Source organism: Erwinia aphidicola (assembly GCF_014773485.1).
GTDB classification, from domain to species: domain Bacteria; phylum Pseudomonadota; class Gammaproteobacteria; order Enterobacterales; family Enterobacteriaceae; genus Erwinia; species Erwinia aphidicola.
The window spans coordinates 1-25,882 of the sequence record NZ_JACXBP010000014.1; the positions used below are offsets into that span (position 1 = coordinate 1).

The 25,882-nt window shown below is 55.9% G+C and carries 25 protein-coding genes and 2 pseudogenes; 19 read left to right on the forward strand and 8 right to left on the reverse strand.

Features of this window, described 5'->3' with window-relative positions; translation table 11 throughout:
* Window positions 1-295 precede the first annotated feature (295 nt).
* Window positions 296-1,204: pseudogene (locus tag ID864_RS22130) on the reverse strand (LysR family transcriptional regulator).
* A gap of 110 nt (window positions 1,205-1,314) precedes the next feature.
* Here ID864_RS22130 and ID864_RS22135 point away from each other — a divergent pair.
* Complete coding sequence (locus ID864_RS22135; protein ID WP_191150366.1) at window positions 1,315-1,998, forward strand: MFS transporter; 684 nt, start codon at window positions 1,315-1,317, stop codon at window positions 1,996-1,998.
* Window positions 1,999-2,021: 23 nt separating this feature from the next.
* Window positions 2,022-2,594, forward strand: a complete 573-nt coding sequence (locus ID864_RS22140) for an efflux MFS transporter permease (RefSeq protein WP_191150367.1) — start codon at window positions 2,022-2,024, stop codon at window positions 2,592-2,594.
* 91 nt (window positions 2,595-2,685) lie between these two features.
* Here ID864_RS22140 and msrA read toward each other — a convergent pair whose 3' ends face one another.
* Complete coding sequence (gene msrA / locus ID864_RS22145) at window positions 2,686-3,222, reverse strand: peptide-methionine (S)-S-oxide reductase MsrA (RefSeq protein WP_048914869.1); 537 nt, start codon at window positions 3,220-3,222, stop codon at window positions 2,686-2,688.
* 445 nt (window positions 3,223-3,667) lie between these two features.
* Here msrA and ID864_RS22150 point away from each other — a divergent pair, with 445 nt between their 5' ends.
* Genes ID864_RS22150 through ID864_RS22170 form a run of 5 tightly spaced genes read left to right on the forward strand, consistent with a single transcriptional unit; the run spans window position 3,668 to window position 8,899 of the window.
* Window positions 3,668-4,981, forward strand: coding sequence for an MmgE/PrpD family protein (locus ID864_RS22150; RefSeq protein WP_224750596.1), 1,314 nt, complete (start codon window positions 3,668-3,670; stop codon window positions 4,979-4,981).
* 14 nt (window positions 4,982-4,995) lie between these two features.
* Window positions 4,996-6,342: an LLM class flavin-dependent oxidoreductase gene (locus ID864_RS22155; RefSeq protein WP_062818101.1), complete on the forward strand. Its 1,347-nt coding sequence runs from the start codon at window positions 4,996-4,998 to the stop codon at window positions 6,340-6,342.
* Window positions 6,343-6,345: 3 nt separating this feature from the next.
* Window positions 6,346-7,242: an ABC transporter substrate-binding protein gene (locus ID864_RS22160; RefSeq protein ID WP_099755095.1), complete on the forward strand. Its 897-nt coding sequence runs from the start codon at window positions 6,346-6,348 to the stop codon at window positions 7,240-7,242.
* Window positions 7,239-8,141: an amino acid ABC transporter permease gene (locus ID864_RS22165; protein WP_048914864.1), complete on the forward strand. Its 903-nt coding sequence runs from the start codon at window positions 7,239-7,241 to the stop codon at window positions 8,139-8,141. The genes ID864_RS22160 and ID864_RS22165 overlap by 4 nt, the downstream gene beginning before the upstream one ends.
* Window positions 8,138-8,899 (forward strand): amino acid ABC transporter ATP-binding protein, encoded by a 762-nt coding sequence (locus tag ID864_RS22170; protein WP_099755096.1) that lies wholly within the window; start codon window positions 8,138-8,140, stop codon window positions 8,897-8,899. Before ID864_RS22165 ends, ID864_RS22170 begins: the two co-directional genes overlap by 4 nt.
* Before the next feature lie 46 nt (window positions 8,900-8,945).
* Here the strand turns inward: ID864_RS22170 and ID864_RS22175 are convergent, their stop codons facing one another.
* Window positions 8,946-9,605 (reverse strand): DUF1345 domain-containing protein, encoded by a 660-nt coding sequence (locus ID864_RS22175; protein ID WP_191150369.1) that lies wholly within the window; start codon window positions 9,603-9,605, stop codon window positions 8,946-8,948.
* A gap of 254 nt (window positions 9,606-9,859) precedes the next feature.
* Between ID864_RS22175 and ID864_RS22180 the strand changes: the two genes are divergently transcribed.
* From ID864_RS22180 to ID864_RS22215, 8 genes and pseudogenes are all read left to right on the forward strand, one after another.
* Window positions 9,860-10,885 (forward strand): methionine ABC transporter ATP-binding protein, encoded by a 1,026-nt coding sequence (locus tag ID864_RS22180; protein WP_191150370.1) that lies wholly within the window; start codon window positions 9,860-9,862, stop codon window positions 10,883-10,885.
* Complete coding sequence (locus tag ID864_RS22185) at window positions 10,878-11,546, forward strand: methionine ABC transporter permease (RefSeq protein WP_048914860.1); 669 nt, start codon at window positions 10,878-10,880, stop codon at window positions 11,544-11,546. The genes ID864_RS22180 and ID864_RS22185 overlap by 8 nt, the downstream gene beginning before the upstream one ends.
* 17 nt (window positions 11,547-11,563) lie before the next feature.
* Window positions 11,564-12,376, forward strand: coding sequence for a MetQ/NlpA family ABC transporter substrate-binding protein (locus ID864_RS22190; protein ID WP_191150371.1), 813 nt, complete (start codon window positions 11,564-11,566; stop codon window positions 12,374-12,376).
* A gap of 171 nt (window positions 12,377-12,547) precedes the next feature.
* Window positions 12,548-12,931 (forward strand): hypothetical protein, encoded by a 384-nt coding sequence (locus ID864_RS22195; protein WP_191150372.1) that lies wholly within the window; start codon window positions 12,548-12,550, stop codon window positions 12,929-12,931.
* A 109-nt stretch (window positions 12,932-13,040) separates the two neighbouring features.
* Window positions 13,041-13,772 (forward strand): amino acid ABC transporter ATP-binding protein, encoded by a 732-nt coding sequence (locus ID864_RS22200; RefSeq protein ID WP_048914855.1) that lies wholly within the window; start codon window positions 13,041-13,043, stop codon window positions 13,770-13,772.
* A 20-nt stretch (window positions 13,773-13,792) separates the two neighbouring features.
* On the forward strand, window positions 13,793-14,461 hold the full coding sequence (locus ID864_RS22205; protein ID WP_191150373.1) for an amino acid ABC transporter permease: 669 nt from the start codon (window positions 13,793-13,795) through the stop codon (window positions 14,459-14,461).
* 19 nt (window positions 14,462-14,480) lie between these two features.
* Window positions 14,481-15,278, forward strand: coding sequence for a transporter substrate-binding domain-containing protein (locus tag ID864_RS22210; RefSeq protein WP_099755180.1), 798 nt, complete (start codon window positions 14,481-14,483; stop codon window positions 15,276-15,278).
* A pseudogene (locus tag ID864_RS22215) lies at window positions 15,278-16,333 on the forward strand (NtaA/DmoA family FMN-dependent monooxygenase); the annotation flags it as partial. The gene ID864_RS22210 and the pseudogene ID864_RS22215, both read left to right, overlap by 1 nt.
* 17 nt (window positions 16,334-16,350) lie before the next feature.
* On the opposite strand, the gene ID864_RS23805 reads toward ID864_RS22215, so the two are convergent.
* Window positions 16,351-16,992 carry a TetR/AcrR family transcriptional regulator gene (locus ID864_RS23805; protein ID WP_048914852.1) on the reverse strand — a complete coding sequence of 214 codons (642 nt, stop codon included), beginning with the start codon at window positions 16,990-16,992 and terminating at the stop codon, window positions 16,351-16,353.
* A 284-nt stretch (window positions 16,993-17,276) separates the two neighbouring features.
* Here ID864_RS23805 and bhsA point away from each other — a divergent pair, with 284 nt between their 5' ends.
* Both bhsA and ID864_RS22225 read left to right on the forward strand, forming a co-directional pair.
* Window positions 17,277-17,534: a multiple stress resistance protein BhsA gene (bhsA, locus tag ID864_RS22220; RefSeq protein WP_048914851.1), complete on the forward strand. Its 258-nt coding sequence runs from the start codon at window positions 17,277-17,279 to the stop codon at window positions 17,532-17,534.
* Between the two features lie 35 nt (window positions 17,535-17,569).
* Window positions 17,570-17,827 (forward strand): hypothetical protein, encoded by a 258-nt coding sequence (locus ID864_RS22225; RefSeq protein WP_099755002.1) that lies wholly within the window; start codon window positions 17,570-17,572, stop codon window positions 17,825-17,827.
* A gap of 45 nt (window positions 17,828-17,872) precedes the next feature.
* Here the strand turns inward: ID864_RS22225 and ptrR are convergent, their stop codons facing one another.
* Entirely contained in the window at window positions 17,873-18,760 is an 888-nt protein-coding gene (ptrR, locus tag ID864_RS22230; RefSeq protein WP_191150374.1) for a putrescine utilization regulator PtrR, read from the reverse strand.
* A gap of 103 nt (window positions 18,761-18,863) precedes the next feature.
* Between ptrR and ID864_RS22235 the strand changes: the two genes are divergently transcribed.
* Window positions 18,864-20,249 carry an NAD-dependent succinate-semialdehyde dehydrogenase gene (locus ID864_RS22235; protein WP_048914848.1) on the forward strand — a complete coding sequence of 462 codons (1,386 nt, stop codon included), beginning with the start codon at window positions 18,864-18,866 and terminating at the stop codon, window positions 20,247-20,249.
* 2 nt (window positions 20,250-20,251) lie between these two features.
* On the opposite strand, the gene ID864_RS22240 is transcribed toward ID864_RS22235, so the two are convergent.
* Entirely contained in the window at window positions 20,252-22,033 is a 1,782-nt protein-coding gene (locus ID864_RS22240; protein WP_048914847.1) for a sensor domain-containing diguanylate cyclase, read from the reverse strand.
* Window positions 22,034-22,375: 342 nt separating this feature from the next.
* On the opposite strand from ID864_RS22240, the gene ID864_RS22245 reads away from it, so the two are divergent.
* A complete protein-coding gene (locus ID864_RS22245; protein ID WP_048918560.1) occupies window positions 22,376-22,585 on the forward strand; it encodes a glycine zipper 2TM domain-containing protein in 210 nt (69 codons plus the stop codon).
* 32 nt (window positions 22,586-22,617) lie between these two features.
* On the opposite strand, the gene fhuD is transcribed toward ID864_RS22245, so the two are convergent.
* Complete coding sequence (gene fhuD, locus ID864_RS22250; RefSeq protein WP_191150375.1) at window positions 22,618-23,538, reverse strand: Fe(3+)-hydroxamate ABC transporter substrate-binding protein FhuD; 921 nt, start codon at window positions 23,536-23,538, stop codon at window positions 22,618-22,620.
* The gene (gene fhuE, locus ID864_RS22255) at window positions 23,528-25,702 is read right to left on the reverse strand and encodes a ferric-rhodotorulic acid/ferric-coprogen receptor FhuE (RefSeq protein WP_224750601.1); all 2,175 of its coding nucleotides are present in this window, start codon (window positions 25,700-25,702) and stop codon (window positions 23,528-23,530) included. Before fhuE ends, fhuD begins: the two co-directional genes overlap by 11 nt.
* Window positions 25,703-25,882 lie beyond the last annotated feature (180 nt).

Sequence of the window (25,882 nt, forward strand, 5' to 3'; positions counted from 1 at the left end):
ATCCTGCAATCCTGCAATCCTGCAATCCTGCAATCCTGCAATCCTGCAATCCTGCAATCCTGCCTGAGTATTATCCGTCCTGCCAAATGACTAGGCCTGATGACTGGCCGCAAATCTTTCAACCGTAGCCAGACCGATTTCGCCGGTACCGCCAATGACAACAGCTATCGGTCGGGGAATAGATATAGGAGTCACGATTATCTGCGGTTGCTGGGATAACCGACGGTATCATTGCTCCAGTCGGCCGTTTAACGGTGATATTGTGCTTTCCATTCTCGCAGACTGGGAATCGGTTTTATAAAGGAGTGGTAGTAAACGGCGCTTTAAGCGCATCGATAGCACAACGTATCCGCCGAGGCATGACAGACGTTTTCAGCCACACGGCATAAATGGGCAAACTGCTGCAGCGTGTCCCCGGTAAAACTTCAACCAGCCTTCCATGTTCAATGTCCTGGTTCACCAGCCAGCGTGGCAGTTACGCAATACCATAACCCTCCAGCGTTGACGCGTAGACGGCACTCATCGTGCTAAAGCGTAGTCGTCCATTCGGCTGCCAGTAAATCATTTCTTCCTGCGCATTTTTAATCAACCAAGGTTAAGAGCGCCCCTGCTCCAGCAGCGTGAGGTGAGGAAAGTCGGTGAGATCATCAGGACGATGAAGAACATCGCCTTCAGATAGCAAAGCAGGGGAGGCACAAAGCAGTAGCGCCTGATGCCCTAGCAGATGAGCGGTGAGATCGACATGGTGCCCCGGAGCGCCGATACGGATGGCCAGATCGATACCATCGGCGGCCAGGTCTACTCGCTGTGTGGACAGCCTCAGGTCCAGACCAAGCCCCTGCCAGCGTTGCGTCAACGGCAGTAAAACCGGCAATACCCATTTTTCACCCAGCAGGGGAGGGGCTGCAATTCGTAGCTGACCTGAGGGGGCGTTGACATGTGCCATCAGACGGTTTTCTGCGGCATTGAGGCTGGCGAGTATTTGCAGGCAGTCCTGATAAAACAATTCACCTTCACGGGTGAGCGAAAGAGAGCGGGTGGTGCGCTGAAACAATTTTACCTGCAGACGAGCTTCCAGACGGGCAACGGCTTTCCCAACCGTCGAGCGGGATAGACCCAGTTGGTAAGCTGCCTGGCTGAACCCTCCCGCCTGAGCGGCCTGTACAAAAGCGCGGATGCTGTTAAGCCGGTCAGCATTAATCATGAAAAACAACTCTTAGATTGGCGATTTGGATTCATCAGTATGGTGAAAAATGAGCGTAACTGAAGAATAAATATCGTGGCAGGCTAATGTTTTCCCCCCAGGAATGCTGCATGACAACTTCTTTCACTCTTTCCCGCACTCAGTTAATCAGGCTGCAAAGCGGGATATGCCTGGCCAGCTTCCTTGGCTGCCTGGATTTCACCATCGTGAATACCGCGTTGCCAGCGCTGCAGCGCTACTTCAGTCGCGACGTGGTTGCCATGCAGTGGTCGATGACGCTATTTGTGATGGCGCTGTGCTGCTGCATGGTAATGTCAGCCCGTCTGGCTGAGCGCTTTGGCGCTAAGCACGTACTGTTCGGCGGTATGTTGCTGTTTGGCGTCGCCTGGTTGGGAGCGGGGCTGGCGGTCAATCTGACAGTGATGAACTTCTGCCGTTTGTTACAGGGAACAGGGTGTGCAGTGCTGTATACCGTCAGCGCGAGCATACTGGTCAGTGTTATGCCGTCTGCAGGGCGGGGCAGGGCGCTGGGCATGCTGTTTGCTGCTAATGGTTTAGGATTGGCTCTGGGGCCGATAGCCGGAGGTATTCTGGTCAGCTGGTTAGGCTGGCGATCGGTTTTTTTGATCAATGTGCCGCTAATGCTGGTCAGTTTTCTATGCTGCATGGGCGCCATCCCGACGTCCTCAAGGAATGTGCAGGTCCGACTCGATATTTCAGGCTGGTTAATGATGAATGCCGGGCTGATACCGCTGCTGATCTGGGCAGTCAGGTGGCGCGTTGGGGGCTACTGAGTGTAAATTCACTCCTGTTGTTGATGTTGTCGCTGCTGTTTCTGCGGGTTTTCCTCACCTTAGAAAAGCGCACGATCCAGCCGCTACTTGATTTGCATATGCTGCGCAATAAGGACTTTGCGGCTGCCTGCATGTTATCGGTGCTGCTGGCCATATTTTATTGCAGCGCATTCATGCTGATCCCACTCAGGCTGGTTGCAGTCTTCCAACCCAGTGATGCCCGGATCGGCCTGATGCTGCTGCCGGTGACGCTGGTGATGGCGGTGGTTTCACCGATTGCAGGCCACGCTGCCGACCGCTTCACTCCCTGGCCTGTGATGGCGGCAGGATTCATCGCGCTGTCACTGTCAGCGTTGCTACAGAGCTTTGGCAATATTCCTATAACTACCGTTTTCGCTGCATTTATACTGATGGGGGCCGGATGGGGTGCGATCCTCGGGCCTTCGGTTAATGCGGCGCTTTGCCTGCGTCAAGGCATGCGCAGGGGATTGGGATTTCCTGGACGCTGCATAATCTCGGCGGCGCACTTGGGTTGGCCATTGCTGCACAAATCTATCAGGCAGGCGGTGCCGACGGCGGTTTTCAGCGGGTTATGATAGGATTTGCCGTGGGATCGTTGCTTGCCGTAGTGGTGGCACTTAGGGCGGCAAAGCGCGCCAGCACACAGCGGCTGGCGCAGAGCGATGATTAGCCGCTGATGGTTTTCGCCGCAAACTTTTTGCGTAGCTTCTGCAGCTTCGGTGGGATCACTGCCAGGCAGTAACGGTTTTCCTGACCTTCACCCGCCCAGTAATCCTGGTGGTAATCTTCTGCCGGCCACCATTTCGCATCGGTTTCGATGGTGGTCACAACCGGATCGGCGTGTTCAGTCTGCGCGCGCGCAATCGCCGCTTTCGCTTCAGCAAGCTGTGCAGCATCTGCCGGGAACAGCGCTGAGCGGTACTGCGTCCCGATATCATTACCCTGGCGGTTCAGCTGGGTGGGATCGTGAGTGGCAAAGCTGATATCCAGCAGGTCGCCATAGCTGACTTTGTCAGGGTTGAAGCCAATACGGATAGCTTCAGCGTGGCCGGTGTCCCCATTGCAAACCTGCTTATAGGTTGGGTTTTCGGTGTGGCCGCCGATGTAGCCGCTCTCGACCGATTCCACGCCGTCAATCTGTTTGAAGACTGCTTCAGTGCACCAGAAGCAGCCTCCGCCAATAGTTGCGTATTCTGTCGCCATGTTTAACTCCTTCAGGGGTTTTCCTGCATATTGGCTATTGATATGGGATTAACCTTAGCTTTTTGCAACGTCAGGTCAATGCGTTTTTAGCCTTTACCCGCCAGCCGCTGATATTTTGCCATTGTTTCGCGTCAGTTCGCCAAGCGGAAGATCGTTCATAAAGCAGTAAAGTCGCTGAACGGTCATTACCAAGTTCCCTCATCCTGCTTGCGAGTGTTTTCCAGCGGGCTGATATCCAACTGTAGATCCAGCGCAGCGCAGCAGCGTCTCAATTTGGCAGATACGGTTTTTCTGAGAAAAGATAGTGCGAATTATCATTCTGCTTAGTTTATTTCGGAATGGCGTATAACCGTTGGATATTGGCCCCTCAACTGCGAACAAAAGAAAATAACCGTAATTTATAACGTATTGATTTATGTCAATACCTTATCAAAAAAGGTGTCTTTTGAACATTTCGCTTACTGCACGGCTGGCAGAAACGCTATCCAGCATCAATCCTGGCGCGACTGAGCGGCATAATGCCCGTGCTGGCGTCATGGATTACTTCGCCTGTCTGTTTCCTGTACTGCACGGAAGCGTACTGGACAGCGGCCTGGACGCAATATTTCGCGTATTCCCGGCTGAACATTCGCTGGAAAACCTGGCGCTGCAGCTCGGCTATCTCAGTCATTCTCTGGATTTCGATGATTACCACGCTAATTTCCGCGGCCACCCCACTACTGTGGTGCTCTCCTCACTGCTGGCGCTGAGTACTACGCGTAAAGCGCAAAGCGTGGAGGATTTCCTCGATGCTTATGTTGTCGGGGTAGAACTGGCAGGCCGGTTAGGGAAAGCCATCGGCACGCGCCACTATTCGGCCGGATTCCACAGCACTGCCACGCTTGGAACCCTTGCTGCCACTGGCGCAGCCTGCCGGTTATTGCAGCTCAGTAACGCCGAAACGCAGGTGGCCATCGGGCTGGCGGCGACTCAGGCCTCCGGTTTACGCAGCCAGTTTGGTTCAGCGGCTAAACCTCTGCATGCCGGGCTGGCCGCCCGCAGCGCGGTCAACAGCGTACAGCTGGCTCAGGCGGGTTTCGCCGGGCAGAGCAGCGGTGTTTTGGAGAGCTTCCTGCAGGCGCTGGGCTTTGGTGCCGGACAGCCGGCTGACTTGCTACATGAGTGGGGATCCCCGTGGCGCATTGTTTCACCGGGCCTGGAGTTTAAACGCTACCCGACCTGTGGTGGCACCCACAGCGCGGCCGAAGCCGCATTCATCCTGCGTGAGCAGTTGCAGGCGAACGCGAAATTGTCTGACGTTGAACGGATTGAAGTCAGCTTTCCACCAGGCGCCGATACCGCACCGAATATCACCGCGCCGCGTAACGGCGTTGAAGCGCGTTTCAGCCTCGAATACGTGATTGCCGATGCGCTGCTGAACGGCAGCGTTGCGCTGGAAAATTACAGTGAAGCGCCGGTTGACGACGTGATTGCTGAACTCGCCGCGCGCGTCAGCCGCCATCCCGACCCGAGTGCGCCTGCGGATGAGCTCGATCCCGATCGTCGTTTCCATCGCGTCACGCTTTATCTGCGCAACGGCAGCTCGCTCAGCCACTGTGTTACGCGCCGTGAAACCGCCGCAGCGCCCACTGACGTCGAGGCCAAGCTGCGCAACAGTCTGGCAGCTCTGCCTGCCGCTCAGGCACAAACCATTTTCAACGATGCATGCCTGGCGGATAGCGCCGCGCTGCAGCGTCTTATTTTCCTGATTAGCCAATAACGAAAGGATCTCCCATGTCTGTGCAGAAAACCTCACCGCGCCAGCTGCGCCTCGGCCTGTTTGTTCAGGCGCTGGGCCACCACGTGGGCGGCTGGCGTGCTGAGGGGGCGAAAGGCTCTCCGACCGATGTCGAATGGTTTACCTGGATCGCCAAAAAAGGCGAAGAAGGCCTGTTTGATATGTTCTTCGTTGGCGATGCGCTGGCAACCAGCGTTCACCGCCTCCCTTCCACCATGTCACGCCTGGAGCCCCTGACGCTGCTTTCCGCGTTGGCGGTGCAGACTAAATATATTGGTCTGGCGGCGACAGCCTCTACCACTTTCGATCAGCCGTTCCACCTGGCGCGCGCGCTGTCATCGGTCGACCATATCAGCCGTGGCCGCGGTGCGTGGAACGTGGTGACCTCATTCTCTGCTGATGCCGCGCGCAATTTCAGCCGTGAAGATCTGCCTTCCCACGCCGAACGCTACGACGTGGCGCGCGAGTTCCTCGATGTGACCTTTAAACTGTGGAACGGTTGGGAAGAGGGCGCAATCGTGCGCGAAAAAGAGAGCGGTCGTTACTCTGACGAAGGGAAGATTCACGCTGCCAACCACAAAGGTAAATATTTCCAGGTGCAGGGACCGCTGAACATCGCCCGTTCCCCGCAGGGGCGTCCGGTGATTATTGAAGCCGGATCTTCCCCGGCCGGTCAGAAACTGGCGGCTGAAACTGCTGAAGTGGTGTTTACCGCAGCGGCCTCACTGGAAGAGGGGCAGGCGTTCTACCGCAGCCAGAAACAGTTTGTGCGCGATGCTGGTCGCCAGCCGGATCATTTGCTGATCCTACCGGGCGTGATGCCGATTGTCGGGCGCACGCGTGCGGAGGCGCAGGAAACCTGGAACCAGCTGAATGAACTGGTTGATATCGATAACGGTATTGAACAGCTGTCCGCGCGCTTTGGCGTGGATATGACCGCCTATCCGCTGGATGGGCCGGTGCCGGAGATTGGCGGTACGGAAGGCGGGCAGAGCCGCGTCAAGCTGCTGACCGACCTCGCCGCGCGTGAAAACCTCACCCTGCGCCAGCTGGCAGCCGTGGCGGCCGGTTCCCGCGGTCACCGGGTGATTGTGGGCACCGCCGAAGATATCGCCGATGACTTCCAGCAGTGGCTGGAACAGGACGGGGCGGACGGCTTCAACATCATGCCAGCGGTGCTGCCAAATCAGCTGGAGCTGTTTGTCGAACTGGTGGTGCCTGAGCTGCAGCGCCGTGGCCTGTTCCGCACCGAATATCATTACAGCACTCTGCGTGAAAACCTGGGGCTGCCGTCTATCGATGAAAATTTTGCTGCCGTGCCTGCACTGGCAACTGAGGGGTAACTGATGAAACACATTGTACTGACTGCCGCCGTACTGGCGCTGGCTCCAATCACCTCCGCCCTGGCCGCCGATCAGGATGTTGCCTTTGCCAGCAGCGTGAAGCCGAAGGCCGATGCGGCGCTGCACGCTACGCTGCCGGAAGACATTCTGAAGAAGGGCTATATTGTGGCGGGAACCAACCCCAACACGCCGCCTACTACTTTTTACCAGGCGGATAATAAAACCCTGGCCGGGCGCGAGATTGATATTGTCAGCGCGGTTGCTGACCGCCTCGGTGTGGCCGTGCACTGGCGTGATACCGGGGGCTTTGACAACATTATTCCTGGTCTGAAATCTGGTCGTTACGATCTGGCCGCGTCTAATATCGATGCCAATAAGAAGCGTCTGCAGCAGGTTGATTTTGTTGGCTACTACAACGCATCTAAACTGGCGCTGGTCGCCCGTAAAGATGCGGAGCTGGGGCCATTCAACACCTTCGCCGAGCTGTGTGGCAAGACCGTGGGCGCGGGAGCAGGTACGTCGCAGATCACCCGCCTGCAAACCGCCAGCGAAGCCTGCATTGCCGATAAAAAACCAGCGATAACTATCCCGGTATTCCCGGATCGTCCGGCGGGCGTGCAGGCAGTAATCAGCGGTCGCGTGCCGATGTTCTTTGGTCCGTATGAAGGCCTGCGCTACCAGGCCAGCCACGTTAAGCCGCTGGCATTAGCGGGTGAGATCACCATTGAGGACACCATCGTCTCTATCGCTCTGCCAAAACAGTCGCCGCTGGAGAAGCCGATTCAGGCCGCATTGAACTCACTTATCAAAGATGGTACCTATCAGCAGATCCTCGATAAATGGGAAATTGGCTTCGGCGCGGTGAAAACAGCGGGCCTGAATGAAGAGATTGCCAAATGAGTGTGCGGCCTGACGACTCAGGCGCCGGGCTGCGCATTGTCGGTCACCGCCATTACGGGCGCTGGTTTAGCGCGCTGATCGTGCTGCTGTTGGTGGTGCTGATGGGGTCATCGGTGGTCAGCAATCCGCGCTTCGAGTGGGACGTGGTGGCGCAGAATCTGACGGAAGCCTCGATCCTCAACGGCGTGATAATGACCATCAAGCTGACGGCGATCTCCGTGCTGTTCGGCTTTGCCGGGGGAACGCTGCTGGCGCTGATGCGCCTGTCGGCCAATCCAGTGCTGGTCGGGGTGAGCTGGGCCTATACCTGGTTCTTCCGTGCGGTGCCGATGCTGGTCCAGCTGTTCCTCTGGTACAACATCGCTGCGCTCTATCCGAAGTTAACCCTGTCGCTGCCGTTTATCGGCGAGGTCTGGCATGCCACCACCAACGAGATTATCAGCCCGTTCAGCGCGGCGGTGATTGCGCTGGTGATGCACCAGTCGGCCTATGCGGCGGAAATTATCCGTGCCGGGATCCAGAGCGTTAATCCGGGCCAGCTGGAGGCGGCGAAAGCGTTAGGCTATCGTCCCGGCCAGATTTTCCGCCAGACCGTGCTGCCGCAGGCGATGCGCACCATTCTGCCTCCGGCAGGCAATGAAGTGATCGGTCAGCTGAAAACCACCGCCGTGGTTTCGGTGATTGCGCTGCAGGACGTGCTCTATTCGGCACAGATTATCTATCAGCGTACCTACGAGGTGATCCCGCTGCTGCTGGTTGCCACCGCTTGGTATCTGCTGATGACCTCAGTACTGTCCATTGGCCAGCATTATGTTGAAGCGTGGTTCAGCCGCGGTAACAGCCCGGCGAAACGCAGCTGGTTTCGCCGCCTGCCGCAGCAACAGGAGCAGGAATCATGAGTGAATCGATCAGCCTGCGCGGCATTCATAAACAATTTTCCGGCAAAACGGTACTGCGCGATATCAGTATGGATATTGCCGCCGGTTCGGTGACGGTAATCCTCGGGCCTTCCGGCTCCGGGAAATCAACGCTGCTGCGCTGTATTAACCACTTGGAAAAACTTGATGCCGGCACCATCCACGTGGGGCAATCGATGATTGGCTACCGCCGCAAGGGGCGGCATTTAGTGGAGATGCCGGAGAAACGCGTTGCCGCGCAGCGTCAGCGCATCGGCATGGTGTTCCAGCAGTTCAATCTGTTTCCGCACCGTACCGTGCTGCAGAATATCAGCGATGCGCCGCTGCGCATTCGTGGTGAGAAGCGTGCCGTGGTGGAAGCCCGCGCGCTGAAATTACTGGAGCAGGTCGGGCTGGCGCACCGGGCGCAGGCGTGGCCGCGCGAACTGTCCGGCGGCCAGCAGCAGCGCGTGGCGATTGCCCGGGCGCTGGCAATGGAGCCGGAAGTGATGCTGTTCGATGAGCCGACCTCGGCGCTGGACCCTGAACTGGTGGGTGAAGTACTGCAGGTGATGAAGCAGCTGGCACATTCCGGTATCACCATGGTGGTGGTCACCCACGAAATTGGGTTCGCCCGCGAAGTGGCGGATAACATCGTGTTTATGGATAACGGAACAGTAGTGGAAAGCGGCGATGCGCGCACATTACTGGACAATCCGCAACATCCGCGCCTGCGCGAATTTCTCGCCAGCGTGTTGTAACTTGTTAAAGTCTGCCTCTCCCTTGAGGCAGATGATTTTATTACCCCTAACTCAGCAATCCCGCCCCGACGTTCACCGACAGCCCCAGAATTGCCAGATTAAACACAAATGAAATCACCGAGTGCAGCAGCGCGATCTGTCGCATATCGGTGGTGCCGGTTGCCACGTCGGCGGTTTGTGCCGCCACGGCGATGGTGAAGGAGAAGTAGATAAAATCCCAGTATCCCGGCTCGGCGGGCTTTTCAGGAAAAATCATCGGCGTGACCTTGGCCGTTCGATGTAAGTAGTGATGATGGGCGTAATGCATGGCAAAAGAGGTGGGCAGCAGCGCCCATGACACGACCAGCGTGGCGGCGGTCAGCAGCAGGTGCAGCACGCGCGGGGTGCCATGCAGTGCTTTTAGCGTGGTCAGCTCCAGCAGAATCGCCACAATACTGACCAGGCAGGTGAGCGTCACCATGCTCAACACCAGCGTGGCGCTCTCATCCTCAATTTTCGCGATATGCGGAATATCTTCATTCGGCGTGCGCAGCATGCGTAACCACAAGAAAAACAGATACAGCCACGCCAGCACGTTCCAGCCGATCAGCAGCCGCTGAAGCAGACCCAGCTGAGCAGGAAGAAGGAAGAAACATAGCAGACCGGCGGTGATGGATACGATCAGCCGCAGGCGGGCGTGCAAATAATGTTGCAATGAAATACGCATGGGTTCAGGGCTTAGTTAACGTTGATATAGAGGTTTAACTGTAGACGCTGCTGGCCTGAAACCCCTCCCGACAAGCTTTAGATTGTTCCTCAGATATTTCTTTTAGTTATAAGCCATGTTTTTTCGGTCGTTTCCAATAAATCCTGGCCTGATTAATATCACTTGGCAATTAGTGCTACCAATAATGCATTAAAAATAATCAGTTTAATTAATCAGCATATTTTGCTGATAAAACGGCAGAAAACAGGCATCAGATGATAGTTTTGCGCAACGTTACTAAAATATTTAACGCCCGGTCCGGCCCGGTAACCGCCGTTGATGATGTCAGCCTGCAGGTTGAGCAGGGGCAGATTTACGGCATTATCGGTTACAGCGGGGCAGGGAAAAGCACCCTGATCCGCCTGCTGAACGGTCTTGAGAAGCCGACCTCCGGTAGCGTGACCGTCGCCGGGCAGGATATTGCCCAGACCAGTGGTGAAACGCTGCGTCAGGCACGCTTAAAAATCAGCATGATCTTCCAGCATTTCAATCTGCTGTGGTCGCGTACCGTCAGTGAAAACATCGCTTTCTCACTGCAGATTGCCGGTGCGCCGAAAGCAGCGATCCAGCGCCGCGTGCAGGAACTGATAGCCCTGGTCGGGCTGAGCGGCAAAGAACACGCGTATCCGTCCCAGCTGAGCGGCGGGCAGAAACAGCGCGTCGGAATTGCTCGCGCGCTGGCTAACAGCCCGGATGTTTTGCTGTGTGACGAGGCAACGTCGGCTCTCGATCCACAGACCACCGACGCCATTCTTGAGCTGCTGCTGGATATCAACCGTCAGCTGAGGCTCACCATCGTGCTGATCACTCACGAAATGCATGTCGTCCGCAAAATCTGCCATCGCGTGGCGGTGATGGAAGCCGGGCGCATCGTGGAAGAGGGCGAGGTGCTGTCGGTATTTACCCGCCCGCAGCAGCCAATCACTTGCCAGTTCGTTAAGCAGACCACTGAATACAGCAGTGCGAACACACCCTTTAACCTGGCGCTGGTCAATCCCACCGAAGGTGAAGTGCTGAAGCTGACCTTTGTCGGGCTGAGCACGCAGCAGCCGATCGTCGGTGAACTGACGCTGAAATACGCATTACCGTTCAATATTCTGCATGGAAAAATGACGCAAACCACCAACGGAACCTTTGGCGAACTGTGGTTGCAGGTCCCGGCCAGCAGCACCCAGCTGGAAAATATCCTTGCGGACCTGCACGCCCACGCAATCACGACCGAGGTGGTAAAAAATGTTTGAGACCCTGTTTCCTCATCTGAAGCTGGACGCACTCTGGTCCGCCACCGGTGAAACGCTGTATATGACCGCGCTGTCCGGCGTGGCAACTTTTGTGCTGGGGATTTTGCTCGGGCTGGCGCTGTTCCTTACCGCGCGCGGCGGGCTGTTCCAGAACCGTGCGGTTTACTCGACGATCTCCCTGCTGGTTAATGTCTTCCGCTCTATCCCTTTCATCATCCTGATTGTGCTGCTAATCCCGTTCACCAAAACGCTGATTGGCACCATTCTGGGTGCCGATGCGGCACTTCCGGCGCTGATTGTCGGTGCTGCCCCATTTTACGCCCGCCTGGTCGAGATTGGGTTGCGAGAGGTAGACAAGGGCGTGATCGAGGCTTCCCGTTCGATGGGCGCGCGCCTCAGCACTCTGATTTTCCGTGTTCTGCTGGCGGAGTCCTCCCCGGCGCTGGTGTCCGGTATTACGGTGACGCTGATTGCGCTGGTGAGCTACAGCGCGATGGCGGGCGTGATTGGCGCGGGCGGCCTTGGCAATCTCGCTTATCTGGAAGGTTTTCAGCGCAACCACAGTGATGTCACGCTTGTGGCGACGCTCATGATTCTGGTGATCGTTTTTATCATCCAGTTCTTAGGTGATGTCATTACAACACGGCTCGATAAACGCTAACTTTTTAGGAAAACAAAATGAAAAAAACACTGACACTGCTGGCTGCAGCAACTCTGGGTGCGCTGAGTTTGAGTGCATGGGCGGATACGCTGACCGTTGGCGCCTCTAACGTGCCGCACGCTGAAATTCTGGAGCAGGCTAAGCCGATACTGGCGAAGCAGGGCATCGATCTGGAAATCAAACCGTTCCAGGATTACATCCTGCCAAACACCGCGCTGGCGAGTCGTGATATCGACGCCAACTACTTCCAGCACATTCCCTATCTGAACAGCGTGCTGAAAGACCATGCTGATGATAAGAGCTATGATTTTGTCAGCGCCGGGGCAATCCATATCGAGCCGATTGGCATTTACTCGAAGAAATACAAATCGCTGAAGGATCTGCCTGAAAATGGCAAAGTGATCATGCGTGATGCGGTGGCGGAAGAGGGGCGAATTCTTTCCATCTTCGAGAAAGCGGGCGTGATCAAACTCAAGCCGGGCGTCAGTAAGGTTGATGCGCGCATCAGCGATATCGTTGAGAACCAGAAACACCTGAAGTTCCTCGCCAACGTTGAAGGCGCGCTGCTGCCGCAGATGTACAACAATGACGAAGGCGATGCGGTGGTGATTAACGCGAACTACGCAATTGATGCCGGACTCGATCCGGTGAAAGGCCCGATTGCGGTGGAGAGTGGTGAGAACAATCCTTATGCCAATATCATTACCGTGCATCGCGGCGACGAGAAGAAGCCGGATATCGTGGCGCTGGTTAACGCGCTGCACTCTAAAGCGATTCAGGACTGGATCCGCACCAAGTACAAAGGCGCGGTGATCCCGGTTAATAACTGATTTAAAGATTATTATTATTCGGATCATAGGGCTTCTTTTATGGAGCCCTTTTTTATATTTGCGTGTTTGTGCGCATGTCACGCAAGGTTTGTCGTCCAAGTCTGTAACGCGTTAACCTGATTTATCTTTCTACAACACCTTCTAAAGGTTGCCTTAAAAAGGATTTTTTATATGGCTAAATTTTTATTACCCCTAGTGTTAATCATATTTATCGCTCTTACGTTAATGGCTTCGGTCGTTCTTTTATTTATTTATATACGCACAGGGGCCTATGCATACAGTGATGAAAACCTTGCTGAATGTGTTGCCTATACACCCGAGCAGGCGAAAATGCGTGTGCTTCAGGCTATGCTGCATAAAGAGAATAACTGGAGTGACTGGCCGTCAGCGCAACGGGCGGCTAATGAAGCCGGTATTGGCTTTGTTGATTGGGATTTGCATAAGGGAGAGGACTCCTGGTTCGTCCCGTTCTACGATAATCGCTATCAAGACAAGGAGCAGTTCGGAATGCTTGATTGCGGTACGCTGATTGTTGAATTCGCGTCAGAAAAGTAACCGCCCGTCACTTCCCCGCATATCTGCTAACCTTATCTTTTTTAAGCATTCGTCACCTCTTTGCTGCAACGATACACTCTCCGGTAGCGCAACTTTACCCGGAGTAACGATGATATCGGTTAGCGGACTTAATAAATCTTTCAAGCATCATCAGGTACTTAACGATATCAACTTCAGCGTTGCACGGGGTGAGGTGGTATCGATTATTGGCCCTTCCGGCTCCGGAAAATCGACCCTGTTACGCTGCCTTAACCTGCTGGTTAAGCCCGATAGCGGCCAGCTGACGATCGGCGATCGCACCGTTGATGCTGCCCGTATAAAACGCCGTGATGTAGGCCCGTTCCGCCAACAGAGCGCGATGGTCTTCCAGCATTACAACCTGTTTCGTAATAAAACTGCGCTGGAAAACATCACTGAGGTGTTGATCTACGGCCGCGGCTATTCACGCCAGGACGCACGTGACAGGGCGATGGAACTACTGACCAGCGTCGGGCTGGCACATAAAGCCTCTGCTTACCCGGTTACGCTTTCCGGCGGGCAGCAGCAGCGTATTGGCATCGCCCGGGCGCTGAGCCTGGAGCCGCAGGCGCTGTTGCTGGATGAGCCAACCTCATCACTTGACCCGGAGCTGCGACGCGACATCCTCAATCTGATTGCCGACCTTGCCGCCCGTTCGCTCACAATGTTGATCGTTACCCATGAGATGCGCTTTGCCCGCGATATCTCCCGGCGCCTGCTGTTTATGGAGCAGGGGCAGATTATTGAGCAGGGCACGCCGGATGAGCTGTTCGATGCCTCCGGCAGCAGCCGTGTACACCGCTTCCTGCATGAAGCCGCCTGAACCCGGTACGGAAATCCACGATGAATTTTGATATCAGCTATATGTGGGGGATCCTCCCGCAGCTCCTCGGCTATCTGCCGATCACCCTGACTATTTCCCTGTTGTCGATTGTGCTGGCTACCGTGCTGGGGCTGGCCGTTGCGCTGCTGCTGCGCGGTGCGCGCCCGCTGGCGGTGCTGGCGCATCTCTATATCTCCTTTTTTCGCGGGACGCCGGTGCTGGTCCAGCTGCTGATTATTTATTTCGGTCTGCCGCAGCTGTTCCCGGCGATGAACAGCCTTAGCGCGACCTGGGCGGTTATCATTGGCCTGAGCCTGAACAGCGCGGCCTATCTTGCGGAAGTGTTTCGCGCCGCGATCGATTCGGTGGATAAAGGCCAGTGGGAAGCCTCGCTGGCTTCCGGGCTGAATGGCTTCCAGGCTGCACGCCGCATCCTGTTGCCGCAGGCGTGCCGTAATGCGGTCCCTGCGGCCGGAAATATCTGGATTGGCCTGATAAAAAACTCCTCGCTGGCTTTCACCCTTGGCGTGAGTGAACTGCTGGCGGGCGGCAAGCTGATTGCCACGGAATCGCTGAAGTATTTTGAAGCGTATTTTGCCGTCGGCCTGGTGTACTGGGCGCTGACGATAATTTTGAGCGCGTTACAGCGTCAGCTTGAGCGCTGGATCGGTAAACCTTACGTGGTCTGATTAGCGGGAAAAAACTGGGATGAAATTAGTAAAGCTGGCGCTGATTGCCTGCGCGTTACCTCTGCTCTATGGCTGTGATAAACCGGCTGATTCATCATCCGACCAGCCAGTACTGCGCGTTGGGGCAACGCCTGACGGCTATCCGCACTATTTTGTCGAAAATAAGGTCATCAAAGGGTTCAGTGCCGATATTTTGCAGGCGGTGGCGGACAAAATTCACTACAAAATTGAGTGGGTGACTTCCGACTGGGTGGGCGTACTGGGATCGCTGGAAACGGGTAAGGTTGACACCGTCGGCAACTTTGCGGACACCCCGGAGCGGCGTAAAAAATATGACTACAGCGTACCGTATTACTACTCGGCCGCCGCGCTGGCGGTTAGCGAAAATAATCACACTATTCACGGCCTGAACGATATGGCCGGAAAAAGCGTGGCGGCGGAATTGGGCTCCAACTATGCCAAAGTGCTCAAGGAGTTCGACCCGCAGAATAAAATCAGGCTGGTCACCTTTGAGGGGATGGATGTGATTGTCAGCAGCATCGCGCAGGGGAAAGTGGATGCGTTTGTCTCCGGCCAGGTGATCCTGCTGGGACAGATTAAGAAAAAGCATCTGCCGCTGAAGGTGGTTGGCGAGACCTTTGGTGAAAAGCAGGTGGCTCTGCCATTCCGTAAGGATGAGCGCGGAGAGGCGCTGAAGGCGAAAGTGGATGTGGCGCTGGAAGAACTGCGCGCAGAAGGTACGCTGAAGAAGATTTCCGAGAAGTGGTTCGACAGCGATCTCAGCGTCAGCTCACAGCCAGTAAAAGGATCACGCTGATGTCACTGCATCTTGCGCTGTTCCTGGAAACCACGGGCTGCCACTACTCAGGCTGGCGTATGCCGGGGGCTGTTCAGGCTAACCCCGCTGACTGGGCCACGATTAAATCGCTGGCGCAAAAAGCAGAGGCGGCAAAGTTCGATCTGATTTTTATGGCGGATAAACTGTCTGTTGATGATATCTACGGTGACAGCGTGGTCGAGGCGGTGCGCCATCGGGTCACGGAGAGGCCCGAACCCTTTTCGGTGCTGTCGGCGATTGGCGCGGTAACGGAAAAAATAGGCCTGGCGGGCACGGTGTCCAGTTCGGTTATCCAGCCGTTTGCCGCAGCGCGCACTCTGGCCACCCTCGATCATCTGACCGGCGGTCGTGCGGGCTGGAACGTGGTGACATCAACCAGTGATGCAGAAGCGGCGAATTTCGGTCAGACGCTGTTATGCCATGAGCTGCGATATCAGAAGGCGGCAGCGTTTATTCAGGCGGTGCGCACGCTTTGGGACAGCTGGGCGGATAACGCTATCGTGGCCGATCGCCAGCAGGGGATCTATGCGCACGGTGAACGTATCCGCTATGCCAACATCAATACTCCGTGGTTCCAGAGCCGTGGCCCGCTCAATATGTCGCGCCCACCGCAGGGCCACCCGGTGACATTTCAGGCCGGAGGATCCGGACCCTTTATAGAGCTGGCGGCGCGTGAGGCTGATGCGGTTTTCGCCGCGGAGAAACCCGACCTCGCCTCCGCTCAGCGCTATTATGCCCAATTGAAAGCGCGAGTGGAGGCTCACGGGCGCGACGCGAATAGTTTGAAGATCCTGCCGGGGTTACAGCCGGTGATAGGCCGTACGCAGAGAGAGGCCGACGACCTGCTGGCCGAACTGTCGCAGCTCCATCATCCACTGGCCACCTTAACGCATCTGTCGAATACCATGAACTATGACTGGGCGCAGCACGGTTTAGACGACCCGATGCCGGACATCGCCGATCGGCTGGCGCGCCGCGAACGTTTTGCACCGATGCTGGCTTATGCCCGTGAGCAGAGGATGAGCGTCAGGCAGTTCACCTTCCGCTCTCATCAGCAGCCTAGCTTGCTCAGCGCCGGCCACTGCTTCATCAGCGTATCGATCAGCTCGTCCAGCTCCGCTCTGGTCGCGCCTTCGCGGGCGCGTACCGACATGCCCTGCAGCAGACAGCCAAGAAAAGCCGCCAGCGCACGAATATTGGTGCGCTCATCCAGTTCACCCGCCTTTTGGCGTAGCTGCAGAAACTCCAGCAGATTACTTTCCTGATTATTATGACGGTGGCGCAGCATCTCGGCCACTTCGCTGGAGTCTGCCGACAGCCCGCTGGAGGTGCAGATAAAGAAGCAGCCGCCCGGTTTCTTGCCATCGGTAAAGCAGGAAGCGGTTGAGCGGAAATAGTTCTCAATGCCGCTGGCGACGCAGCTTTCCGGGCAGGCGAGCGCAGCTTCATTCTGTCGGGCGAATTTCTCTGTATAACGGTCCACAGCCGCGCGGAACATACCCTCTTTGTTGGTAAATTCTGCATACAGCGTGGGCGCTTTGGCTCCCGTTGCCTCGACTAAATCCGCGAGAGAAGTGCCTTCATAGCCGTGACGCCAGAAAAGCTCAAGCGCTTTGTCCAGCGCGGCTTCGCGATTGAAAGTCTTTGGCCGTCCCCGGCTTTTACGTGTCCCTGCGTCCTGCTCAGTAGTCATCATTCCTCACTTACGCAATACCGCATTAACGAATAAATTATCAATCAGTATAAAAATAATGTTCGCTCTTGTCGAGCGAGATTGTCGTCTGGTTTATAAGGATGTTCCTAAGAGAAGATCCTAAATTTAAAATAAATAAATTCAATGTGTTAACTATTAAATTATCGATCATTAATAAATTGTCTTTGACGCAGGTCAACAAGGCGTTTAGTATTTACCTATCGATCGTTAATTAATTGACGACGGCAACATCAGACAACCTAAATTACTTAAGAGAAATCATAATGAAAAACATCAAAATGGCTCTGGCCGCTATCGCTCTGACTTCCGTATCTTTCGCTGGTTTCGCCGCTGACCTGGTCAACAACGAGCCGGTTCAGCAGCAGCAGATTGGCGTGATTTCTGCCAGTGGCGCAACCAATCTATCTTCACTGGAAGCTCAGCTTTCCGCTAAAGCGGATCAGGCCGGTGCCAAATCATTCCGTATCACCTCAGCATCAGGTGATAACAAAATGAACGGTACTGCGGTGATTTACCAGTAACAATGAAAATGTTGAATGAGCATCAAGGGGGGATGATGAAAAGCCGTAAATTAGCCCTTGTTGCCGTCATCCTGAGCACAATATCGGGTGCCAGCCTGGCAGCACTTCCTGAGGGTAGAGTCATTACCGTTCAGCCGCTGACAACCAGCAGCTATGTGACCGGCAGTACCACGCTGGTGTCGCTGGATGTGCAGCTGTCGGGAAAGCAGGCCGCACCCGTAGCCAGAGCCTTGCGTACCGCTTCGGCCTCTGGCGCGAGCAGCCTGTGTGGCACCACGATTAGCTATCATTAAGTTGTGATATTCAAAAACGCCGCTGCTCAGTCAGCGGCGTTTTTTTTATCTGTCCTCAAGAAGTTTACCCCGAGGGGTTTCCTGCTTTAACGCCGCAATCATCGCCTGCAAATTATTGGAACGGGTATCTTTGCGCCATACCAGCCAAATGGCAATCTGCCCCATTCCCTCACTTAAGGGCCACGCATGCACATTATCGCGCCCTGGCATATTCTCCAGCATGCTACGCGGGATTAGCGCCAGACCGGCTCCGGCGCTGACGCAGGCCAGAATGCCGTGATACGACTCCATTTCGAAAATTTTTCCCGGCGCGGCGTTCTCGCGTGAGAACCAGTTTTCAAACAGGCGGCGGTAAGAGCAGTTGGCGCGAAAGGCGTAGATGGTTGAACCGGAGATACTGGTGGCATCAGGTACGGGGGGATGGTTGAGCGCCGAGATCAGCACCATCTCTTCTTCCACCACCGCGACACCCTCCAACAGCGGGTGCTTCGGCGGGCCGTCGATAAAGGCGGCGGAATACTTCCCGGCGAGCACGCCGTCGGTCATATCGCCGGACGGTCCCGTTGAGAGATCCAGCTCAACCTGCGGCCAGTGCTGGTGATAGCGGGCGATCAGCGGTGGCAGGCGTACGGCCGCAAAGCTCTCAATGGCGCCAAGGGTAAAAATCCCGCTAGGTAGCTGGCCGGAAACGCTGTGCTTTGCTTCGGTCGCCAGCGCCAGAATGCGCCGCGCATAGTCGAGGAAGGTTTTGCCGCTATCGGTGATGTACAGGCGCAGCTTTTCCCGGCGGAACAGTTCGCACTCCAGCTCCTCTTCCAACTGCTTTAAGCGCGTTGATATGTTGGAGGGCACGCGATGCAGCTTCTCTGCCGCCGCCGTAACGCTGCCCTCTTCAGCGATAGTGCGAAAGATTTCCAGCTGGGTCAGATCCATATCATTCTCTTTTAGAGTAAATAACTTTCTTTATTATTCATTTTTAAAGAATCAACGGCAAGCCTATGATGGATTCCATTGTGAACAACTTAAGGCGGCAATCATGACTCAGGTTTCCTCAAACGCAGCAATTTCTCGTAATCCAACCAGCGGTGAAATCTTTGCCCGCTATCCATTTGCCACGGCGCAGGACGTCGACAGCGCGCTGGCACAGACTAATAACGCCTTTCAGGCCTGGCGCAGCAGCGCGATGATCATACGCGTACAGTTGCTAAACGCAATTGCCGGCGGCCTGCGTCAGCAGGCACGCGAGCTGGCTGAGATGATGACCAGTGAAATGGGCAAACCGATTGACCAGGGGCTGGCCGAAGTTGAAAAAAGCGCAAAGCTGTGTGAATGGTATGGCGAACACGGCCCTGCCTACCTTGAGCGTGAACCGACGCTGGTCGAAGGCGATAAGGCCTTTGTTGACTATTTACCGCTCGGCCCGGTGCTGTCGGTGATGCCGTGGAACTTTCCTGTTTGGCAGGTGCTACGCGGAGCGGTGCCAATTTTGCTGGCGGGGAATAGCTACCTGCTGAAACCTGCTCCGAACGTCATGGGCTGTGCGCTGCTGCTGCAACAGATCCTGCAGGATGCTGGCGTGCCGGAAGGGCTGTTTGCCGTGGTCAATGCCGACAACGACGGTGTGGCGCAGGCGATCAACGACCGTCGTATTGCCGCCGTCACCGTGACCGGGAGCGTGCGTGCCGGTGCGGCAATTGCCGCGCTTTCCGGTGCGGCAATCAAAAAATGCGTGCTGGAACTGGGCGGTTCCGATGCGTTTATCGTGCTGGCCGATGCCGACATTGATGCCGCAGTTAAAGGAGCAATTGCCGGGCGCTTTATGAACAACGGCCAGCTGTGTATTTCGGCCAAGCGCATCATTGTGGAAGCGGCGGTCTTCGACCAGTTCTGCGAGAAATTTGTCACTGCAGTTAAAGCAATGAAAATCGGCGACCCGCGTGAAGCCGGCGTATGGATTGGCCCGATGGCGCGCTACGATCTGCGCGACGAGCTTGACTCACAGGTGCAGGCGACGCTGAAAGAGGGCGCAACGCTGCTGCTGGGTGGCCATGTACTGCCGGGGGAAGGTAACTACTATGCCCCCACGGTGCTGAGCAACGTGAAGCCGGGTATGACCAGCTTCGATCAGGAGCTGTTTGGTCCCGTTGCCTCGCTGATTGTGGCGGATGATGCCGATCATGCGGTAGCGATGGCGAATGACTCTGAGTTCGGCCTTGGCGGCAGCCTGTGGAGCAAGGACTTGTCCCGCGCTCAGCAGCTGGCATCACGCATCGAAACCGGCGGTGTGTTTATCAACTCGCCGAGCTTCTCTGACCCGCGCGTGCCGATTGGCGGCGTTAAGAAAAGTGGTTTTGGTCGCGAATTGTCTCACTTCGGCCTGCGCGAGTTCACCAACACGCAGACCGTGTGGATCGAGTCCTGATCTTAGCTGGCCTGCGGGTAGTAGCGGCTAAGCCAGCTCTCCAGGCCTTCCGGTATCAGCGGGCGTGAGTAATAAAAACCCTGGATTTCATCGCAGCCTAATCGCTGCAGTGATGCCAGGGTTTGCAGATCCTCCACCCCTTCGGCCAGCACCACATACTCCAGCTCTTTCAGCATGGTGATCACGTGGCGGGCTATCACCTCGCTGGCCGGATCGTGCGACAGCTGCTGGATCAGCGAACGGTCGAGCTTGATAACGTCAACCGGGATGCGGCGCAGCGTGTTGATGTTGCTGTAACCGGATCCGAAATCATCCAGCGCGATGCGAAAGCCGCGTAGCTTCAGCATATCCAGCCCGCGCCGCGCCTCGGCGCTCTCCAGCACCTGCTCGGTTTCCAGACATTCAAGATTGAGATCTTCAGCCTGCAATCCTGCACGCAGTAGCTTCTCTTCCAGCTTATTGGCGAAGTCCGGGCGCGAAAAATCGCTGACGCACAGATTCACCGACGCCGGTAGGTTCAGTCCTTTACTCCGCCACAGTTTGAGCTGCGCCAGCGTATGGTCTAACACCCAGTCGGTCAGCTCCTCCATTAGGTTGGTTTGTGCAGCCAGAGGGATAAATTCGTCAGGCGGGATATTGCCGTAAAGCGGATGATCCCAGCGCAGCAGCGTTTCCAGTCCGACGGGTTTGCCGTTGCGCAGCGAGATTTGTGGCTGATAGACCAGATAAAGTCCCGGCGTGCCGCGTAGCGCTGCGGCCAGGTCGTTTAGCAGGCGGAAGCTCTGATTTCTGCGCCCATCGCTGTCGGCGTTATACGCCATATAGTTCTGTTTCAGGCTGATTGCTTCATGCAGTGCACTGACTGCGCGGCGCAACACTTCCGAAACTTGCGAATCGACCGGAACAAAGCTGACTTCCCCGAGATACGGTTTGGCATCAACCGTAATATTATCGAAAATCTGTGCGCGAATGCCGCCGAGGCGCTGGCTGAGCTCACGTCCGCTGGGTGCGTCGGGCTTGTCGCTCAGCAGGGCAAAGCGGCCCAGTGCAACGGTGTACAGCACATCATCACTGTCCAAACGCAGGCGGGTGCGCAGCGTGGCTGCCATCTCTTTGAGCAGCGTTTCCACCGCATTCATTCCTACCGAACGGGCGATCTCATAGGCGCGCGGCATATCAATACAGTCAATCAGCGTCAGATTATGCGGTTCGCTATTGCCCGCCTGCTGCAGCAGTTCAATATCCTTCAGCAGCCGCTGGCGGTTAGGCAGCAGCGTGACGACATCCTGATAGCCGGTGATATACCAGGCATCGAGGTAGCCCACCACCAGGCCTGCAAGCAGTGCCAGCAGCGCGGCTTTGTCTGCGCTGAAGGCATGCGGCTGGGTATCTGTGACGCACAGCGTGCCGATGATGATGCCTTCACGGTTGCGCAGCGGGGCGCCGGCATAGAAACGGATAAAGGGCGCGCCAAGCGTCAGAGGATGCGCGCTGAAGCGTGGATCAAGATGCGTATCAGCACAAACCAGCACGTCATCCAGCTCCAGCGTGTGGCGGCAGAACGCATCCTGCAGCGAGGTCTGTTTCAGATCGAAGTTGCAGGCCGCTTTAATGTACTGGTTTTCATCGTCCAGCACCGATACGAAACCACCGGGGATTTCCAGCAGTTCGCTGGCCAGCTGGCTGAATTTTTTTAAAATATCATCGCGCGCCGCATCCTCGGATTTCAACATCTCCAGGGCAGCCAGACGTTTGGCATCGTCGCTACTAAAAGTCCCGCTCATGATTACGCTTCACATTAAGAGTTGTTGGCCCAAAGCGCAGCCAGATGAGATCGAGTATCGGCCAGCGAGGGAAAGTCTTTATTGATAACTTGATGAAATTATTTAATCAACGAATTTTTCACGCCTTTTACGCCGGAAGTATCACAAAATTAACGCCGGACGATCGCTAAACAGGTAACCAACAAAAGCTGGTACTGAAATAGGATTTTTTACCTGTCGCAAAACAGGGATAAGCAGTAAATTTCCTGCGCCGGGGAGAGGGCACGACCCCTACTTTGGCACCAGAAAAATCATAATTAACACTTTTACCTTCCATTAATTCTAATGGTGATGAGGTCTTGAATGCTTTTAAAACGCAGCTGTACTGTTGCCGTTGTTCTGCTGGTCACGTTTTCACTGACGGCGTGCGGCATGTCCCATCGTGGCAGGAATACCGCTATCGGCGCCGGTGTCGGTGCGGTGGGTGGCGCAGTGCTGACCGGCGGCAGCACCTGGGGAACCCTGGGCGGTGCGGCGATCGGTGGCGTTATCGGCCACGAAGTCAGTCGCTAATCAATAACGCTATCCGTCTCTGCCGGATAGCGTTAGTTTTGCCAGATTCTGTCCAGCTGTTGCAGCATATGAGTGAAGCGCAGAGCCGCCAGGGTTGAGCCAAATATCCAGATAGCCGGAACCGTTCGCAGCGTCCTCTGGCGCACAAAAGGAAGAGCCTGCCACAGCGGCGAAGCGCTGACGCGGCTGCGCAAGCCTTCATCTCCATGATCGAGACACACCGCCCGCAGTGCTGGCAGCTTTGCCAGATGCTCAATTCCCACCGTTGCCGTTCCCCAGAAACTGTCCTGCTGCTGCCAGGCATTCTCTATGCCCAGCTGCTGCATCACGTTGCCGAACAGGCTGCGTTTACCGAGGATCACCACGTGGCGTTCATCGAGCAGTGTAAAAACCAGCAGCGGCTGTTGGCGCCAGGCTACCAGCTGGTCGCGGGCTTGCGCCAGCTGTTGGTCAAACCACGCCAGATGTGCTCTGGCTTCTGCCATTTTCCCTAAGCGCTCAGCCAGCCCCAGCAATCCGCTGCGCACTTTAGCCAGGGGCTGGCCTTCCTCATCAATAAAAGCTAACTCCATCGTCGGGGCGATCTTCTGCAATTGCTGCGCGTGCGGCCCGTAACCCTGCGAATAAACAATCAGGTCCGGTTTAAGCTGCGCCATAAATTCGAGGTTAGGCTCTGAACGCAGCCCGATGTCGAGCACGCTGGCGGGCAGGGCGGGTTCCTTCACCCACAGGCGATACTCGTGGGTATCCGCTGCGGCAATTGGCAGCACGCTAAGGGCAAACAGCATCTCCAGCGGCAGCCATTCGAGGGCGATAATGCGCGGCTCTGGCAGCGCAGCGCGGGCGGGTAATCCCGTTAGCCAGGGGGCCAGCGCCAGCGCGATCAATAGCTGCCGCCGCCGATGGTCAATCTCCCCGGCAGTAAACCGGGGGGAGCGCTTATCAGAAAGCATAGGTAAGGCTGACAGAGTAGTTACGCGGTTCGCCGTACAGCGTGTAGTCGCTGGCCCAGGCATAGTAACTGCGGTCAAACAGGTTGTTGATGTTGGCCTGCACTGCCACCTGCTTCGTTGCCTGATAGCGGGCAAACAGGTTAGCCAGCGGATAGCTGCTCTGATAGACACGCTGGGTTTCCCCGTCCGGCCCGGTAGTATCCTGGTAGGTGCGGTTCTGCCAGTTGATGCCGCCACCGACTGTCAGGTCGCGCAGCATCGGCAACTGGTAGCGGCTGAATAGCTTGAACGAAGTCTGCGGCATATTGCTGTTGTAACGGCCGCTCTCTGTTTTGGCCACATAGCGCGTGGCGCCAAAGGTCATCTGCAGGTTATCGGTTAACGCGCCGTTGAGTTCAAACTCTGCGCCTTTGCTTACGGCCCCTCGCGTGCTGATATACGCCTGTTCGCTGCTGCCGTTAACGAAGTTGCTGCCGTCGGTTTGCGCAGCATTTTCCTGCTCAATGCGGAATACCGCCACCGTTGCCGTCAGGCGGCCATCCATCCACGCGGATTTCAGTCCGGTTTCATAACTTTTTCCGGTAACCGGGTCGAGGTAGCGACCGTCTCTGTTGCGATAGGTTTGCGGCTGGAAGATGGAGGTGTAGCTGGCGTAGGCGGACCAGCTTTCGTTGATGTCATACACCAGCCCACCGTAAGGAGTGATGTTGTTTTTAGTCACGTCACCACTGCTGCCGTTAGTGCTCCACTGGGTATAGCGCGCGCCGAGGATCAGCGACAGGGGATCGGCCAGTGAGAAACGGGCGGCGCTATAAGCCGATTTCTGGCGCACCACGTCGTCAGCATTCTGATACCAGTCTCCCCACTCAGGTTCGGCCACGTTGCCGCTCCATGCATCGTTGAAGCTGCCCATCTGGCTGCTGTCGAGGGCGCCGTCGGCACTGTAGGTGGCATTGTGCTGGCGGCTGTAGCTGACCCCGGCCATCATCTGATGCTGGCGGCCGAACAGTTCGAATGGCCCACTGGCGTAAGTATCGATTGAATCCAGCTTTCGCTTACCGCGATCGAGGCTGCCAAAGCCCGAGGTGCCTTGCCCGGTGACCACGTCCGGGAAATCCATCACGTAGAGCAGCTTGTCGTTGAAAGTTTGTTCGGCGTGCGTGGCATTGACGCGGAAATTCCAGCCGTTATTGAAATCGTGCGTTACGTTTGCAAACACCTTACGTGAATCGAGGCTGTAACGTGCCCAGTCGGCCGCCGGATTGGTACGGCGGTCATAGCCAGTGCGTGAGCCGTTGCTGTACCAGGTTGGCAACCCGCCCCAGGTCGGATTGCCTGTATTGCTCTGCTGATAATCGTAGCCCAGCGACACGGTGGTGTTATCGGTTACGTCAGCATCGATTACGCCATAAAGGAATTTTTTGCTTTTGTGGTAGCGGTCCAGCGAGCTGTCCTGATCCTGATAACCCGCTATCACGCGTCCACGCACGCTGCCAGCCTCGTTCAGCGGACCGGAAACGTCCGCAACGTAACGCTGCTTATTCCAGCTGCCGTAGCTGGAGCTGAGGTTGCCGGTAAATTCTTTACTATCGGCGTGCTTGCGCACCATATTGACCGACGCCGCCGGGCTACCCGCGCCAGTCATCAGCCCGGTGGAACCGCGCACTATTTCGATGCGGTCATAAATCGCCGTATCTTCCCCGGCATCGCCATAGTTCCAGTTATCGCTGGCGGAAGTTGGGATATCGTCGAATGTGTAGTTGGTTATCTGGAATCCACGGGCGAAGTAGGCCGAGCGTTCACTGTCGATAATTTCGGCGGAGACGCCGGTAGTATTATTCAGCACGTCACCCACTGATTGCAGATCTTGATCCTGCATGCGCTGCCCGGTCACAACGCTGACCGACTGCGGCACATCGCGCGGCGTCAACAGCATTTTGGTGCCTGCGCGCGTGGTTTTAACGCTGTAGTCCTGCTGCTCATCGGCGGCATTATCAACTGTGGCATCGACCACCAGATCGGGCTGGGCGACAGCGGTTTCCTCACTGGCGGCCTGCGCCGGATGAAGCAATGAGTTGATCGCCAGTGCCAGCAGCGAGACGGCAAACGTTGTCGCCATGTACGGCATGCGCCGTGCATTGTTTTCCCTGAAATTAAAAGACATCATCGTTCCCCACGCGGAAGCATTATTTTTTTGGTATGGCGTTTATTGGCGGCGTGCCTATTTTGGCGACATTAAATCTCGCTAGAATAGAAATCGCAATGCAGATGATAATCATTTTCTTTAAGATTATCATTGTAAAATTTTTGTCAGCATGAGTAGCAGAGTATTACTTTTCATTAT

Coding starts and splice junctions, on each gene's coding strand:
- ID864_RS22170 (WP_099755096.1), top strand. CDS start 8,138: ATGAGTGAATCGATCAGCCTGCGCGGCATTCATAAACAATTTTCCGGC.
- fhuD (WP_191150375.1), bottom strand. CDS start 23,538: ATGCTTTCTGATAAGCGCTCCCCCCGGTTTACTGCCGGGGAGATTGAC.
- fhuE (WP_224750601.1), bottom strand. CDS start 25,702: ATGTCTTTTAATTTCAGGGAAAACAATGCACGGCGCATGCCGTACATG.
- ID864_RS22210 (WP_099755180.1), top strand. CDS start 14,481: ATGAAATTAGTAAAGCTGGCGCTGATTGCCTGCGCGTTACCTCTGCTC.
- ID864_RS22155 (WP_062818101.1), top strand. CDS start 4,996: ATGTCTGTGCAGAAAACCTCACCGCGCCAGCTGCGCCTCGGCCTGTTT.
- ID864_RS22190 (WP_191150371.1), top strand. CDS start 11,564: ATGAAAAAAACACTGACACTGCTGGCTGCAGCAACTCTGGGTGCGCTG.
- ID864_RS22245 (WP_048918560.1), top strand. CDS start 22,376: ATGCTTTTAAAACGCAGCTGTACTGTTGCCGTTGTTCTGCTGGTCACG.
- ID864_RS22235 (WP_048914848.1), top strand. CDS start 18,864: ATGACTCAGGTTTCCTCAAACGCAGCAATTTCTCGTAATCCAACCAGC.
- ID864_RS23805 (WP_048914852.1), bottom strand. CDS start 16,992: ATGACTACTGAGCAGGACGCAGGGACACGTAAAAGCCGGGGACGGCCA.
- msrA (WP_048914869.1), bottom strand. CDS start 3,222: ATGGCGACAGAATACGCAACTATTGGCGGAGGCTGCTTCTGGTGCACT.
- ID864_RS22225 (WP_099755002.1), top strand. CDS start 17,570: ATGAAAAGCCGTAAATTAGCCCTTGTTGCCGTCATCCTGAGCACAATA.
- ID864_RS22240 (WP_048914847.1), bottom strand. CDS start 22,033: ATGAGCGGGACTTTTAGTAGCGACGATGCCAAACGTCTGGCTGCCCTG.
- ID864_RS22160 (WP_099755095.1), top strand. CDS start 6,346: ATGAAACACATTGTACTGACTGCCGCCGTACTGGCGCTGGCTCCAATC.
- ID864_RS22200 (WP_048914855.1), top strand. CDS start 13,041: ATGATATCGGTTAGCGGACTTAATAAATCTTTCAAGCATCATCAGGTA.
- ID864_RS22140 (WP_191150367.1), top strand. CDS start 2,022: ATGTTGTCGCTGCTGTTTCTGCGGGTTTTCCTCACCTTAGAAAAGCGC.
- ID864_RS22180 (WP_191150370.1), top strand. CDS start 9,860: ATGATAGTTTTGCGCAACGTTACTAAAATATTTAACGCCCGGTCCGGC.
- ID864_RS22185 (WP_048914860.1), top strand. CDS start 10,878: ATGTTTGAGACCCTGTTTCCTCATCTGAAGCTGGACGCACTCTGGTCC.
- ID864_RS22135 (WP_191150366.1), top strand. CDS start 1,315: ATGACAACTTCTTTCACTCTTTCCCGCACTCAGTTAATCAGGCTGCAA.
- ID864_RS22205 (WP_191150373.1), top strand. CDS start 13,793: ATGAATTTTGATATCAGCTATATGTGGGGGATCCTCCCGCAGCTCCTC.
- ID864_RS22175 (WP_191150369.1), bottom strand. CDS start 9,605: ATGCGTATTTCATTGCAACATTATTTGCACGCCCGCCTGCGGCTGATC.
- ID864_RS22165 (WP_048914864.1), top strand. CDS start 7,239: ATGAGTGTGCGGCCTGACGACTCAGGCGCCGGGCTGCGCATTGTCGGT.
- bhsA (WP_048914851.1), top strand. CDS start 17,277: ATGAAAAACATCAAAATGGCTCTGGCCGCTATCGCTCTGACTTCCGTA.
- ptrR (WP_191150374.1), bottom strand. CDS start 18,760: ATGGATCTGACCCAGCTGGAAATCTTTCGCACTATCGCTGAAGAGGGC.
- ID864_RS22195 (WP_191150372.1), top strand. CDS start 12,548: ATGGCTAAATTTTTATTACCCCTAGTGTTAATCATATTTATCGCTCTT.